This window comes from Flavobacterium sp. N3904 (genome assembly GCF_025947305.1).
GTDB lineage: Bacteria > Bacteroidota > Bacteroidia > Flavobacteriales > Flavobacteriaceae > Flavobacterium.
In genome coordinates this window covers 430,985-444,547 of the sequence record NZ_CP110009.1, presented here as the reverse complement: position 1 = coordinate 444,547, position 13,563 = coordinate 430,985, and the positions used below count along the sequence as shown (strand labels likewise).

The 13,563-nt window shown below is 33.4% G+C and carries 14 protein-coding genes; 13 read left to right on the top strand and 1 reads right to left on the bottom strand.

Features of this window, described 5'->3' with window-relative positions:
* Positions 1–15 precede the first annotated feature (15 nt).
* From OLM57_RS02045 to OLM57_RS02000, 10 genes are all read left to right on the top strand, one after another.
* The gene (locus OLM57_RS02045) at positions 16–2,130 is read left to right on the top strand and encodes a gliding motility protein RemB (RefSeq protein ID WP_264565576.1); all 2,115 of its coding nucleotides are present in this window, start codon (positions 16–18) and stop codon (positions 2,128–2,130) included.
* Between the two features lie 103 nt (positions 2,131–2,233).
* Positions 2,234–3,322 (top strand): glycoside hydrolase family 18 protein, encoded by a 1,089-nt coding sequence (locus OLM57_RS02040; protein WP_264565575.1) that lies wholly within the window; start codon positions 2,234–2,236, stop codon positions 3,320–3,322.
* A gap of 158 nt (positions 3,323–3,480) precedes the next feature.
* Positions 3,481–4,383 (top strand): heme o synthase, encoded by a 903-nt coding sequence (gene cyoE / locus OLM57_RS02035; protein WP_264565574.1) that lies wholly within the window; start codon positions 3,481–3,483, stop codon positions 4,381–4,383.
* 2 nt (positions 4,384–4,385) lie between these two features.
* Positions 4,386–4,973 carry a heme-copper oxidase subunit III gene (locus tag OLM57_RS02030; protein WP_264565573.1) on the top strand — a complete coding sequence of 196 codons (588 nt, stop codon included), beginning with the start codon at positions 4,386–4,388 and terminating at the stop codon, positions 4,971–4,973.
* 42 nt (positions 4,974–5,015) lie between these two features.
* Positions 5,016–5,993, top strand: coding sequence for a cytochrome c oxidase subunit 3 (locus tag OLM57_RS02025; RefSeq protein WP_264565572.1), 978 nt, complete (start codon positions 5,016–5,018; stop codon positions 5,991–5,993).
* 16 nt (positions 5,994–6,009) lie between these two features.
* A complete protein-coding gene (locus OLM57_RS02020; protein WP_264565571.1) occupies positions 6,010–6,360 on the top strand; it encodes a cytochrome C oxidase subunit IV family protein in 351 nt (116 codons plus the stop codon).
* A gap of 78 nt (positions 6,361–6,438) precedes the next feature.
* Positions 6,439–7,080, top strand: coding sequence for a hypothetical protein (locus OLM57_RS02015; RefSeq protein WP_264565570.1), 642 nt, complete (start codon positions 6,439–6,441; stop codon positions 7,078–7,080).
* Between the two features lie 3 nt (positions 7,081–7,083).
* Positions 7,084–7,770, top strand: coding sequence for an SCO family protein (locus OLM57_RS02010; protein WP_264565569.1), 687 nt, complete (start codon positions 7,084–7,086; stop codon positions 7,768–7,770).
* A gap of 42 nt (positions 7,771–7,812) precedes the next feature.
* Entirely contained in the window at positions 7,813–8,352 is a 540-nt protein-coding gene (locus tag OLM57_RS02005) for a DUF420 domain-containing protein (protein WP_264565568.1), read from the top strand.
* Positions 8,345–8,608 carry a hypothetical protein gene (locus tag OLM57_RS02000; RefSeq protein ID WP_264565567.1) on the top strand — a complete coding sequence of 88 codons (264 nt, stop codon included), beginning with the start codon at positions 8,345–8,347 and terminating at the stop codon, positions 8,606–8,608. Before OLM57_RS02005 ends, OLM57_RS02000 begins: the two co-directional genes overlap by 8 nt.
* Positions 8,609–8,756: 148 nt before the next feature.
* On the opposite strand, the gene OLM57_RS01995 is transcribed toward OLM57_RS02000, so the two are convergent.
* Positions 8,757–10,169: a DUF4403 family protein gene (locus OLM57_RS01995; protein WP_264565566.1), complete on the bottom strand. Its 1,413-nt coding sequence runs from the start codon at positions 10,167–10,169 to the stop codon at positions 8,757–8,759.
* A 173-nt stretch (positions 10,170–10,342) separates the two neighbouring features.
* Here OLM57_RS01995 and OLM57_RS01990 point away from each other — a divergent pair, with 173 nt between their 5' ends.
* Genes OLM57_RS01990 through OLM57_RS01980 form a run of 3 tightly spaced genes read left to right on the top strand, consistent with a single transcriptional unit; the run spans position 10,343 to position 13,549 of the window.
* Positions 10,343–11,044 carry an ABC transporter ATP-binding protein gene (locus OLM57_RS01990; RefSeq protein WP_264565565.1) on the top strand — a complete coding sequence of 234 codons (702 nt, stop codon included), beginning with the start codon at positions 10,343–10,345 and terminating at the stop codon, positions 11,042–11,044.
* Complete coding sequence (locus OLM57_RS01985) at positions 11,037–12,281, top strand: ABC transporter permease (protein ID WP_264565564.1); 1,245 nt, start codon at positions 11,037–11,039, stop codon at positions 12,279–12,281. The genes OLM57_RS01990 and OLM57_RS01985 overlap by 8 nt, the downstream gene beginning before the upstream one ends.
* A 2-nt stretch (positions 12,282–12,283) precedes the next feature.
* Complete coding sequence (locus tag OLM57_RS01980) at positions 12,284–13,549, top strand: ABC transporter permease (RefSeq protein WP_264565563.1); 1,266 nt, start codon at positions 12,284–12,286, stop codon at positions 13,547–13,549.
* Positions 13,550–13,563 lie beyond the last annotated feature (14 nt).

The following is a 13,563-nucleotide window of genomic DNA, read 5'->3' as shown; positions in this document are numbered from 1 at the left end:
TTTATCAAAAGTATAATGAATATCAAATCTTTATTTTTTTTATTTTTCCTAAGTACATTTTTTATAAATGCTCAAAACACAAATTCAAAACAATCTGGTTTTTCGGATGAACGTTTCCCCGTTTTTTCCCATTGCGAAAATTTGCACGCTAAAGAATTAGAAAGTTGTTTTTATAACGAAGTTCAAAAGTTGGTTTATTTAAACTTTAAAGTTCCTGAAGTTTTAAAACAAAATAAATACGAGGGAACGGTCAAAGTACTGTTTGAAGTGGATGCAAATGGTGCTTTTAAGATTTTGTATGTTAATTCAAACAACGAAGAATTAATTGTTGAGACCAAAAGGGTCTTTGGTGATTTTCCAAAAATTGGGCCGCCGACGTATGACGGAAAACCAACGTATTCAAAATTCAACATCAGTATTGCAATTCCTTTGTTGACTCCGGAAGAGATTGCCGCCGCCGCATTGGCCAAAAACGAAAATATAAACATAAATGAAGGTTTGACAGAGTTGGATAGTATTGTTTATAAAAGATTTGACAATCCGCAATTTGAAAGCCATTTAAACATTCCTTTTTCTCACAGTTATTACGCTCAATTTGACGGGGCAATGAATCAGGTCGGCAGTAATAGTCATACCGCATCAAAACCTTACACTTATGCTGAGGTCGATAAGTATTATAATTTCAATAAAGTTAATGCCAGCCTTATGAAGAAAACTTCGGGTTGGTGGGGTAGAAAATTATGGAATGAAAACTTAGCAGAAATTCAAGGGGAAGGATATTGGTTTGCCCTAAATTTCCTATTTGATGTACAGGCCGGAATCTCTAATCCCAGTAAATCTTCCTATACTTTTGTAAATACAAGGGCATTAAATTTTAAAGGAGGATTAGGCAAAAACCTTAATTTCACAACCACTTTTTACGAAAGTCAGGGTCGTTTTGCCGAATATTACAATCAGTATGCTATTTCTATAAAACCTTCGGGCGGAAATCCTGCCATTGTGCCAGGAATGGGAATAGCAAAACCATATAATTCGGATGCATTTGATTTTCCTATGGCCGATGCAAATATTACGTATAATGCAAGCAGATTTCTTGATTTGCAACTAGGCTATGGGAAAAATTTTATTGGAGATGGCTATCGTTCTTTGTTGGAAGGTGATGGTGCCAGTCCATATCCTTATTTTAAGATTGATGTCAATTTTTGGAAAATAAAATATACAGTAAACTATATGTTTCTCAAGGATGTTCGTCCAGATGTTACTGTTGATAAAACCTATGCCTCAAAATACATGGCAAATCATTATTTGAGTTGGAATGTTTCAAATAAACTGAACCTTGGTTTTTTCGAGTCGGTGGTTTGGGCAAACACCAATGGTCGTGGATTTGATCCTAATTTTATAAATCCTATAATTTTTTATAGAGCGGTCGAGTTTTCTTCTTCATCTAAAAGTGGAAATGCTCTTTTGGGTCTAACTTATAAATACAAATGGAATAATAAAGTCAATCTTTATGGACAATTATTGATTGATGAATTTTCGACAAGTGATGTTTTTGCGGGAGATAATAGTTGGAAAAATAAATTTGGATATCAATTGGGAGTGAAGTATTTCAATGCCTTTCATGTAAATAATTTATTGTTGCAGGCGGAGTTTAATCATGTGCGTCCTTATGTATACTCTCATAGCGAACCAATTACCAATTATGGTCAAAACAACCAAAGTATGGGGCATCAATGGGGAGGAAATTTTGAAGAATTGGTGCTTTTGGGGTATTATCATAAAGATCGTTTTTATACCAATGCTAAAGTTACTTTTGGAACCCGTGGTTTTGACTATGATACTCCAACGAATACATACAATTATGGCCAAAATATATATAGGGATTATGATGTAGACAGACCTTATAATACGGGTGTTTTTGTTGGTCAGGGAAATAAAACGAATGTTTTTATCTCAGAAGTACAAGTGGGTTATTTGGTAAATCCAGCAACCAATTTTAAGTTTTTCGGTAATTTTTTATATCGAAATTTTGATCCTACAACCAATACAGCATTGCATTTTAAAGAGCAAACTACCTGGTTCTCGATTGGTTTTAGATCGGATGTGTTTAATTGGTATTTTGATTATTAAAATATATTTTTTGAAATCTTAATTTGCAATATAAAAGTGATTGTTTGCGAGTTTTTGATTTTTATACTTGCAATCTGCTTTGTAATAATATAATTCGAATATAATGAAGAAGGTTTTTATTTCTCTTTTTTTTGGAATCACTTGCTTGACTTTACAAGCTCAAAAAAGTAAAAATTTTTCAGTTTTGGCCTACTACATGGGTGATGAAAAGCAAATAAATGATTTTGAAATTGATAAATTAACGCATATAATTTATAGCTTTTGTCATCTCAAAGACGGAAAATTAAATGTTGATACTGCTAAAGATTCCATAACCATTAAATATTTAGTTTCATTAAAGACAAAATATCCTCAGCTTAAAATCATGTTGTCATTAGGCGGTTGGGGCGGTTGTGAAAATTGTTCGGAGGTCTTTTCAACAACTTCAGGCAGAGACGTTTTTGCTAAGTCAGTAAAAGAAGTCAATGATTATTTTAAAACAGATGGGTTAGATTTGGATTGGGAATATCCTGTTATTGAGGGTTTTCCGGGTCATTTGCATCAAGCGGTAGATAAAAAAAAATTTACTGAATTAGTCAAAGTATTAAGAGCAACATTGGGAAATACGAATGAATTAAGTTTTGCGGCTGGTGGATTTCAAAAATATTTGGATGAATCTGTTGAATGGAAATTGGTTATGCCGCTTGTTGATCATGTAAATATTATGAGTTATGATTTGGTCAACGGATATTCGAAAACTACAGGTCATCATACGCCACTTTATAGTACTAAAAAGGATGAGGAATCTACAGATAAAGCTGTTGACTACTTATTAAAATTAGGAGTTCCATCGTATAAACTGATTGTTGGAGCCGCATTTTATACTAGAACTTGGAAAAATGTTGAGAATGTCAATAATGGACTGTATCACCCTGGAGTGCATATAGAAGGTTTTAGTTTTAAAGATTTTAATACTTTGTTGATTGAAGAAAAAGGCTGGAAATATTTTTGGGATGAAAAAGCAAATGCTCCATATTGGTATAATGTCAAGGAGAAAATGTTTGCCACAGGTGATGATATTGCTTCTGTTAAAGCCAAAACTTCTTATGCGATAAAAAATAAATTAGGGGGTATTATGTTTTGGGAACTTGGTTTGGATGCAACTAGAAATGGTTTGGTAAATGCTATTTTTGAAGTGAAGAAGTCTCAGTAGACTTATTTCTTTGACGTTGTTAGTTAGGAACATTGTAAATGTTAAGTAAAAACGGATTAAAAAAATAACTAATTTTCCATTCGTTAATTTCGATGATTGTTTTTGAATCTAATTTGTATATTTGCACCAGATTTCAAAAAATAAAAATATAATCTTCATTGAGTACAATACATAATTCCTATTCGTTCAAGTCTATTTATGTTGATTTTAAAGCAATTACAAAAGCCGGTTTGGCAATTAGTGTTGTTTTTTCTTCAATTGCAGGGTATGTTCTTGGTTTTGGTGGTGCTAATCCTTTTAGTTGGATAGTTTTACTGAAGCTTGCAATAGGAGGATATTGTATGGTAGGTGCTTCCAATGCATACAATCAAGTGATTGAAAAAGATTTGGATGCTTTGATGGATCGAACCAAAAATCGCCCAGTACCGTCAGGAAGAATGTCGCCAAACTTGGCTCTAACAGTTGCCAGTTTGCTTACTATTACAGGCTTGGTTTTGCTTTATACAATAAATCCAAAAACAGCGATGTTTGGGGCTATTTCCATTTTTTTATATACTAGTATTTATACACCGCTCAAAACGGTGACTTCTTTATCTGTTTTTGTAGGCGCTTTTCCGGGTGCAATTCCTTTTATGTTAGGATGGGTCGCAGCCACTGGTGAGTTTGGTATTGAAGCCGGAACTTTGTTCTTGATTCAGTTTTTTTGGCAATTTCCTCATTTTTGGGCAATCGGTTGGTTCTTGTACGAAGATTATGAAAAAGCAGGTTTTTTTATGCTACCGACCGGGAAAAAAGATAATGGTACAGCTTTGCAAATTATATTGTACACAGTTTGGTTGATAATTGCTTCACTTTTGCCAGCTCTAGGTTATACAGGACGCTTGTTTATTACACCGATAGCGGCAGTTTTAGTTTTTTTGCTAGGAATTTGGATGCTGTTTTATGCCGTGCGATTGTATAAAATAAAAACTGCTAAAGCAGCAAGAACATTAATGCTTGTAAGTGTTTCTTATATTACACTCTTACAATTAGTTTATATAATTGATAAATTTTTAAGATAATTATGGAAATGACAATGACAACCGAAGAATATAAATCAAGAACCGCAAGATCCTATAAGTTGATTTTGTTGTTTGCTATGGTGAGCATGACTATGATGTTTGCTGGGCTCACCAGTGCTTATGTAGTAAGTCAATCAAGAGCAGATTGGTTGAAAGATTTTCAACTCCCATCCGCTTTTTATTTTAGTACAATTGCTATTTTGGGATGTAGTATTACATTTCATTTGGCGAAAAAAGCAATTCAAAAAGGAAACCAAAGTAGAACTACTTCATTTCTTTTAGCTACATTAGCGCTCGGAATTTCATTTGTGGTGCTTCAATTTGTTGGTTTTGGACAAATAGTCGCTGATGGGTATTATTTTACCGGAAGCGCCAGTTCGATTACAACAACATTCTTATATATAGTGGTGGTAGTGCACTTAATTCACCTTGCGGGTGGTATGATTTCACTATTGATTATTATTTATAATCATTTTAAACAAAAATATAATTCAACACAAACTCTTGGAATAGAACTAGGTGCGATGTACTGGCACTTTCTTGATTTCTTGTGGGTTTATTTATTTTTATTTTTATATTTCTTTAAATAAGAAAAAAACGTAAATTTGGGAACTTTTTAACGAATAACTTTTATGGAAGCGACAGTTACTACTGCAAATAGTGAAGAAAAAACTTGGGGAGGCGGCAATGAGCCAATGGGAGCAAGTTATGGTAAATTAATGATGTGGTTTTTTATCGTATCAGATGCCTTAACGTTCTCTGGATTTTTAGCAGCTTACGGTTTTTCTAGATTTAAATTTATTGAAACATGGCCATTAGCCGATGAGGTGTTTACACACTTTCCGTTTTTACATGGTGTTTCGGCTCCAATGTATTATGTGGCATTGATGACTTTTATTTTGATTTTCTCATCTGTAACAATGGTTTTGGCTGTTGATGCTGGTCATCAAATGAAAAAGGATAAAGTAGCCCTTTATATGTTTCTAACAATCATTGGTGGTTTAATTTTCGTTGGTTCTCAAGCTTGGGAATGGAAAAACTTTATAAAAGGAGAATATGGTGCTGTTGAGACAACCGGAGGTAGTTTGCTTCAGTTTGTTGATAAAGAAGGGCATCGTGTCGCTTTGGCTGATTTTGCTGCAAAATTGCCAGTCGAAAGAGAGCAATTGACCAGAAGTCAAGGAAGATGGTTCATGAGTGAGCCGGCTATTCCATCTTATACGGTAGCCGAAGTTCAAGCTGGTTTCAAAAGTCATCCTGATGTTTTGGTTCGTATTGAAACTATAAATAAAGATAAAAAGAAAACTATTCTCTCTAGAGAAGAATCTCAATTGAGATTGAATCAGGCTAGTTTAGTTATAGAAGGAGCAAACCTAACTCATAATGAATATGGAAGTAAGCTTTTTGCCGATTTCTTTTTCTTTATAACAGGTTTCCATGGATTTCACGTTTTTTCTGGTATTATAATTAATATCATTATATTTTTTAATGTTCTTTTAGGAACTTACGAAAAAAGAAAAAGTTATGAAATGGTCGAAAAAGTTGGATTATACTGGCACTTTGTCGATTTAGTTTGGGTATTTGTTTTTACATTCTTCTATTTAGTTTAATTTTAGATTTATCATTATGTCACACGAACATGTATCACATGAAAAAAGAATTTGGACTGTTTTTGGTCTATTATCTTTAATTACAACAGTCGAAGTTGGTTTTGGTATTGTTAGACCAGACGCTTTATACCTGCACACATTTATTGGTGTGAGTTTATTAAACTGGTTGTTTATTATATTAACACTTGTTAAAGCATATTATATCGTATGGGCATTTATGCACATGGAAGGAGAAAAAAAGACATTGAGAAATGCAGTAGTTTTTCCTTTAATTTTTTTAGTTTGTTATTTGCTTTTTATTCTCTTAACAGAAGGAGATTATGTTTTTGAGGTTTTTAAAAATTCTACCATTAAATGGAATTTTTAACATGATATTAATTCAAAAAAAAGGTACGCATTGCGTACCTTTTTTTATTTTTGCACTTTAAATCTTTAAGATTCTATAATGAAAAAAAATATTGTTCTGTTTGTTCTTTTTATTTTGCCAATTGTTGCTTATCTTTTCTTTGCTTCAGGTATAAATAGTTTTACAAAATTACCTGTTATTACTCCAAAAATTTCTGACATAGGGAATTGGGGGTCTTTAAATGGAGAAACAGTGAGTTTAAATAATAAAATCACCATTCTTGGTTTCTCGGGTACCGAAATTCTAAAAAACAGGGGGAATTACTTTAATTTAAACGAAAAAATATATCAAAGGTACCATGAATTCAAAGATTTGCAATTTGTAGTGGTCGCTCCTTTGGGAACAGAAAAGGATGTGAAGTCTGTAAGTGATGCTTTAGGTGCTTTTACAGATGTGAGTCAGTGGCATTTTGTTTTTGCTACTCCTGAAGAAATTAAAAGTTTTTATAGTCAATTAAAGCTTAAAGGGACTTTGGATTCTGATTTAGGTACTCCCAATGTTTATATTGTCGACAAAGAGAGAAATCTTAGGGGCAGGAAAGAAAAAAAAGGATATAAAGAAGGATATAGTACTTTTCATCCAGCAGAATTGAGTAATGAAATGCTAGATGATTTTAAGGTCATTTTATACGAATACCGCGCTGCCTTAAAAAAGAATCATAACGCAACAAAACAATTATAAATTATGTTCAAAAATAAATCATATATAGGAATTTCTTTTGTTATTCTGGTTTTTGGAATTTATGCAGTACCTAAAATTATAGACAAATTGCAAAACAATAGTGTGGTGCAAGGAGATCGTTTGGATAAAGTGAGAGGCTCAAATGAAAAGAATGATAAATTAGTTAAAATAGGTTCTGCTCCAAAATTTGAGTTGATAAATCAAGATAATGTAAAAATTTCTAATGATTTTTATAAAGGAAAAGTGTATGTCCTAGAGTTTTTCTTTGCAACATGTCCTTCCATTTGCCCTAAAATGAATGCAAATATGGTTACCATTCAGAACACCTTTTTTGGTAATCCGAATTTTGGAATTGCTTCAATAACTATTGATCCTGCACACGATACTCCTTCTGTCTTAAAAGAGCATGCAAAAATATTAGGAGTCAAATCTTCCAATTGGAATTTCTTAACTGGTGATAAGGATTATATTTATGATTTATCCAACAAAGGTTTTAATATATATGTAGGTGAAAATAGTAAAGTAAAAGGCGGTTTTGAACATTCCGGACTTTTTGCCTTGATTGATAAGAACGGAAACATTAGATGTCGAAAAGATGATTTTGGAAATCCAATATTGTATTATGATGGATTGGATAAAAAAGGAGTTAGAGACATTCAACAAGATATTCAAGCTTTGTTGAAGGAATAGGTAAGTAGAAAGCTGAATATAAAAAATAGATATATAAAAAGAATGGAAAATAATACTATAGAAAATAAATATAATAAATGGATTGTTGTGCTGTCACTTGTAATCCCTATTGCTGTGGCCATTCTTTTTAAAGTGAAGTTGAAAGACTTTGGGGTTGATGTAACTCCTTTAACATTTTTACCTCCTATTTATGCTACAGTAAATGGAATTACGGCCGTTTTGTTAGTTGCTGCTGTACTTGCCATTAAAAACGGAAATAGAAAACGTCATGAGTTATTAATGAAAACGGCTATTGGTTGTTCTATTGCTTTTTTGGTAATGTATGTAGCGTATCATATGACTGCCGAATCTACTAAATATGGTGGCGAAGGAATTTTGAAATATGTGTATTTCTTTATTCTTGCAACTCACATAGTTTTGTCGATTGTGGTTATACCTCTTGTTTTGATTACATATGTTCGTGCTTTGGCCACTAAGTTTGACAAGCATAAAAAAATTGCAAAAATCACTTTTCCAATTTGGTTGTATGTTGCTGTAACGGGAGTAATTGTATATTTAATGATTTCGCCTTATTATGTTTAGTACAGAAAATAGAATAAAGACAATAGAAAAAAGAAGAAGCAGGGTTAAGGTGTATTTCTATATTCTATGTTCGTTGTTTTTTAGTTTTTCATCCTATGCGCAATGTGCTATGTGCCGAGCCGCATTATCTGGAGAAGAAAACAAAGCCAAAGCTGCAGCTATAAATGACGGAATTGTGTACCTGATGGTGATTCCGTATATACTTGTTGGCGCGCTTGGTTATTACATTTATCGAATGAAAAAGAAAAAACAGTAGATCAATGTCAATTGTAAAATTCATTTGTAATAAAAAAGTCAGACAAAAAATATTTTTTTTGTCTGACTTTTTTATTACTGCAAACTGCAAACTGCAAACTGCAAACTGCAAACTGCAAACTGCAAACTGCAAAGCAAACTGAATACTCTTATTTCAGTCCGTCGATAGAAACATTTATAGTTCCGTTTACTTTTATAAAAGCAATCATGGCTTGATTGGTTAATTGTATTTTTTGAAATTGTATGTCTTCCATTTTTCCGTTTACAAAAACACCAGGCATTGGAGAATAATTTTTCAAATACGTCATCATGCTTTGTTTGGCATCGTCAAGATTTTGTTTAATAGAATAACGACAGCTTTCTTGGATTTTCTTTAAAATAAGACCTTGAGCCAACCAGTTTGCAGTACGCATTAATTTACTTTTGGTGTCCAAGACATAATCTAGTTTATCAAAATATATTTCTTTTGTTGTTTCATTATATTGTGGAATTCCATTCAAGTAGATCGTTCCGTTTACAGAACCTAAAAGGTCTAATGCAATGACCATTTTTCCGTCTTTATGCCAAATAGCAACGCTTTGTACTTTTACTTTCTTGCTTCCAGATCCAAATTCTTGTCCTACAAAATTACTTGTCATTAATTTTGAAGCTTCTTGATATGTTGAGACTGCCGCAATATTTGCCGATATTTGTTCCGGAATTTTATCAACTGCTTTTAGTACAATTTTGTTTGCATCAAACTTTGATTCAGGTCTTTTTCCGATCAGCGTTTCCATATTGCATTTCATACCCATATTGAGTAGGAAAGAATCATTTTTGAGTTTGGCATTGGTAGAATATACTTCTAAAGGGACAATTCGTAACCAACTTTGATAAGTTTCACTCATTTCAAAAGGAGTAGATATTTTGGATATGGCATCCATCACATTGGGTTTGAAATCCATTGAGTTTTCTATGGCGTTATCAATACTTTGCTCGATTTTTGATTTAAAAAGGCTTACTGCAGGATTGATAAGATAAGTTACGGGCACGTTTTTTCCAAAAACAGTCATTGTTGGACTTTCTACCCAATCCAATGATTTTAAAGTTGTTTTCGAACTTAATCTCCAATTATTCAGGCTAATGCTGCTCAGTAAAGTGACAACGCCGTTAAGATTGAACTCCTGGGTTTTGTATAAATCAACTCCCAATGTTTTTGTCCCTATTCTGTATTTTACCCAAACTTTTAGGGGTAAAACAGTTTTTATTTTTTCTCCTTCTTTTCCGTGATCATTTGTAATAGTGATTGGAGCTTGTTTCCACACTTTCATTTCTATATTATCATCTTCAATTTTATTGTCTTCATAAATCAAACCATTCAATAGAGTGTTGGTTTGGTTTTCAATATCCTTGAGTTTGATACTGACAGGAAGATTAATATATGATGGAGTGTTGGTGTAAGTCAAAGGGACTGCATCGTCTGGTTCGGGTTTTAAAGCTTCAATTTTTTGAGAGGTAGAGGAACAACTGCTTATAAATAGTGTTGTTGATAAAAGTATTAGAATTGAAAAGAACTTTAGCATTTGTTTTGTTTTTTGATTGCAAATTTAACAAATCAAATATATTTATTGGTTTCGACTGTAACATTTTCTTTGTAAATAAGTCTTATGTTTAAAAATAGAAATAATTCGAAATCTGTTCTCAGATTATTTCTTTAAAAATAAATAATTCTATTGTTTTAAATATATACCTAATCATGATTGAAATTAAAGACTTACATAAATCATACAAAATGGGACATTCCGAATTGCATGTGCTAAAGGGAATTAATTTCAGCATTAAAGAAGGCGAACTAGTTGCCATCATGGGCTCGTCAGGTTCAGGAAAATCTACTTTATTGAATATACTTGGGATTCTTGACGAAGCAGATTCAGGGCTTTATACTTTAGATAATGTACCCATTAAAAAATTAAACGAAACAATAGCTTCAAAATACCGAAACCAATTTCTTGGTTTTGTTTTTCAGTCTTTCAATTTGATTAACTACAAAAGTGCTTTGGATAATGTGGCTTTACCGTTGTATTACCAAGGCGTGAAAAGAAAAGAAAGAAACGAAATTGCCATGAGATATTTGGAAAAAGTAGGATTGGCATCGCATTCACATCACTTGCCCAATGAGCTATCTGGAGGTCAGAAACAACGTGTGGCAATTGCGAGAGCTTTGGCCTCAAACCCAAAAGTTTTGTTGGCAGATGAACCTACGGGTGCATTAGATACGTTGACATCTTATGAAGTAATGGAATTGATTCAAGGGATTAATGACGAAGGCAAAACTATTTTGATAGTGACACACGAACCGGATATTGCCGCTATGTGCAAAAGAAATGTGGTCCTGAAAGACGGATTGATCATTGACGATAAAATGGTAGAACAAGTTAGAGCTTCTTCTTATGTTTAATATAGAACGTTGGCAGGAAATATTTGAGGCGATTGCCAAAAACAAACTGAGAACTTTTCTCACTGGAGTTTCTGTAGCTTCGGGTATCTTTATTTTGGTGATTCTACTTGGCGTTGGAAAAGGTTTGCAAAACGGAATCGAAAAACAATTTGAACGTGATGCCGCTGGCGTAATTGAGGTTTGGTCTGGTGCGACAACTAAAGCATACAAAGGAATGAATCCTGGAAGGCAAATTCAATTTAGAAATAGTGATTTTGATCTTGGAGTACAAAAATACGGTGACCAATTGGATAAAAATGGGGTTACTGCTACTGGTTGGGGAATTACCGTAAGTTATGGAAAGGAATCAGGAAATTATCAATACAGAGGTGTAAATACAGACGGCATGGAAATAGAAAATGTATCAGTTATAAAAGGCAGGTATATTAATGCAAACGATCTGAAGTACAATGTAAAAGCAGCTGTGATTGGTCAAAAAGTTAAATTAGACCTGTTTAAAGAAAAAAATCCGATAGGCGAAAACATTACTGTAGCGAATATCAATTTTAAAGTAGTTGGAGTGTTTACTGATCCAGGAGGGGAGAGAGAAGAAAGCAGAGTATTTGTGCCTATAACTACAGCCCAACAGGTTTTTGGATTAGGAGATAAAATAAGTTATATGGCTTATACGATGAAAAAGAAAGACACTTATGAAGAAGCTGTAGCTGAGTCCGAAAAATTCAAAAATGATTATGGAAAATTATTGAGAAGTAAAAATGGTGCTGCTCCTGATGATGAAAGCGCTGTTGGAATTTTTAATTCTGTTAAAGAAGCCAAAAAGTTTTATGATCTGAATCTTTATATTCGATTGTTTTTTTGGTGGGTTGGAATCTGTACTATTATTGCCGGTGTTGTTGGAGTTAGTAATATTATGCTGATTATTGTAAAAGAACGAACCAAAGAAATTGGGATCCGAAAAGCGCTTGGGGCTTCTCCAATTTCAATTATTATAATGATTTTGCATGAGTCTATCTTTATTACAACTATTTCTGGTTTTATTGGATTATTGACTGGATTGGCACTTTTGGAATTAATTGGTCCCCATGCACAAAGTGAATATTTTGTGAATCCACAAGTAGATTTTACGGTAGCCATATCAACCTTAATTGTTTTGGTAGTTGCAGGAGCTTTGGCAGGATTTGTTCCGGCTTATCGAGCAGCCAAAATTAGACCTATTGTAGCACTTAGAGACGAATAATTATGTTTGATAGAGAAAATTGGAACGAAATTTTAGAGGCGCTGACCGCTAATACCTTCCGAACGCTGCTTACGGCTTTTGGAGTATTTTGGGGAATATTTATTTTGGTAATCTTATTGGCTGCTTCAAATGGATTAGAGAACGGTGTGAAAAAGGGATTTGACGGTATTGCTACAAATACTATGTTTGTTTGGACACAAACAACATCAAAGGCCTATAAAGGGTTACCTAAAACCCGACGATATGATTTTAGAAATAGCGATGTTGATGCTTTAAAACAAAAATTCCCTGACCTGTTATACGTGTCTCCCCGCAATCAATTGGGTGATTTCAATGGGGTTAGTAATGTGGTTAGAGGTACAAAAACAGGTGCTTATACTATTTATGGTGATTATCCAGAATTGGTGAAACAAGAGCAAATGGACATTGTGAAAGGTCGTTTTGTAAATCAACAAGATATATTGACAAGACGCAAAGTTGCCATAATAGGTAATGGTGTTATCAATGAATTGTACATGAATGCCGAAGAAGTCATAGGTACTTACATCAAAATAAATGGTGTCAATTTTATGGTGGTGGGTGTTTATAAATCCAAGGGGAATAATAATGGAAATGCTGAAGGGGCTCAAAAAAATATTTTCATTCCTTTTACCACTTTTCAGCAAGCCTTTAATTTTGGGGATAAAGTAGGTTGGATGGCACTTACGGCAAATGATAATGCATCAATTACTGAGCTTAGACCTTCGATTCTGGCATTGATTCGAGAGCGACATTCTATTCACCCTGATGATGAAAGAGCTGTTGGTAATTTTGACTTGTTTGCCGAATTTCAAAAGGTACAGGACTTATTTATGGTTCTTAAATTCATCGCTTATTTTGTTGGAACTTTAGTACTGTTATCTGGTATTATTGGGATTTCAAATATTATGCTCATCGTTGTAAAAGAACGAACCAACGAAATAGGAATCAGAAGAGCATTGGGGGCAACACCCGGGGCCATTCGATCCCAAATATTATTAGAAGCGATTTTTCTAACTATAATAGCGGGTATGTTTGGTATCGCCGTAGCAACGGGATTATTGGCCATATTAAATATGATTTTGGCAACAATGCCTTCGGAAGGAATGATGTTTATTAATCCAAGTGTTGATTTAACAGTAGTGTTTTTAGCTTTGTTAATTTTAGTGGGTTCAGGATTATTGGCTGGATTTATTCCGGCACAAACGGCCATAAATGTCAAACCAGTAGATGCTCTACGAACAGAATAAAAACAATCAAAAAA

What these genes read in the sequence shown, in the direction of transcription:
- OLM57_RS02045 (WP_264565576.1), top strand. Translation starts at nt 16, where the DNA reads ATGAATATCAAATCTTTATTTTTTTTATTTTTCCTAAGTACATTTTTT.
- OLM57_RS02040 (WP_264565575.1), top strand. Translation starts at nt 2,234, where the DNA reads ATGAAGAAGGTTTTTATTTCTCTTTTTTTTGGAATCACTTGCTTGACT.
- OLM57_RS02030 (WP_264565573.1), top strand. Translation starts at nt 4,386, where the DNA reads ATGGAAATGACAATGACAACCGAAGAATATAAATCAAGAACCGCAAGA.
- OLM57_RS02025 (WP_264565572.1), top strand. Translation starts at nt 5,016, where the DNA reads ATGGAAGCGACAGTTACTACTGCAAATAGTGAAGAAAAAACTTGGGGA.
- OLM57_RS02020 (WP_264565571.1), top strand. Translation starts at nt 6,010, where the DNA reads ATGTCACACGAACATGTATCACATGAAAAAAGAATTTGGACTGTTTTT.
- OLM57_RS02015 (WP_264565570.1), top strand. Translation starts at nt 6,439, where the DNA reads ATGAAAAAAAATATTGTTCTGTTTGTTCTTTTTATTTTGCCAATTGTT.
- OLM57_RS02010 (WP_264565569.1), top strand. Translation starts at nt 7,084, where the DNA reads ATGTTCAAAAATAAATCATATATAGGAATTTCTTTTGTTATTCTGGTT.
- OLM57_RS02005 (WP_264565568.1), top strand. Translation starts at nt 7,813, where the DNA reads ATGGAAAATAATACTATAGAAAATAAATATAATAAATGGATTGTTGTG.
- OLM57_RS02000 (WP_264565567.1), top strand. Translation starts at nt 8,345, where the DNA reads ATGTTTAGTACAGAAAATAGAATAAAGACAATAGAAAAAAGAAGAAGC.
- OLM57_RS01995 (WP_264565566.1), bottom strand. Translation starts at nt 10,169, where the DNA reads ATGCTAAAGTTCTTTTCAATTCTAATACTTTTATCAACAACACTATTT.
- OLM57_RS01990 (WP_264565565.1), top strand. Translation starts at nt 10,343, where the DNA reads ATGATTGAAATTAAAGACTTACATAAATCATACAAAATGGGACATTCC.
- OLM57_RS01985 (WP_264565564.1), top strand. Translation starts at nt 11,037, where the DNA reads ATGTTTAATATAGAACGTTGGCAGGAAATATTTGAGGCGATTGCCAAA.
- OLM57_RS01980 (WP_264565563.1), top strand. Translation starts at nt 12,284, where the DNA reads ATGTTTGATAGAGAAAATTGGAACGAAATTTTAGAGGCGCTGACCGCT.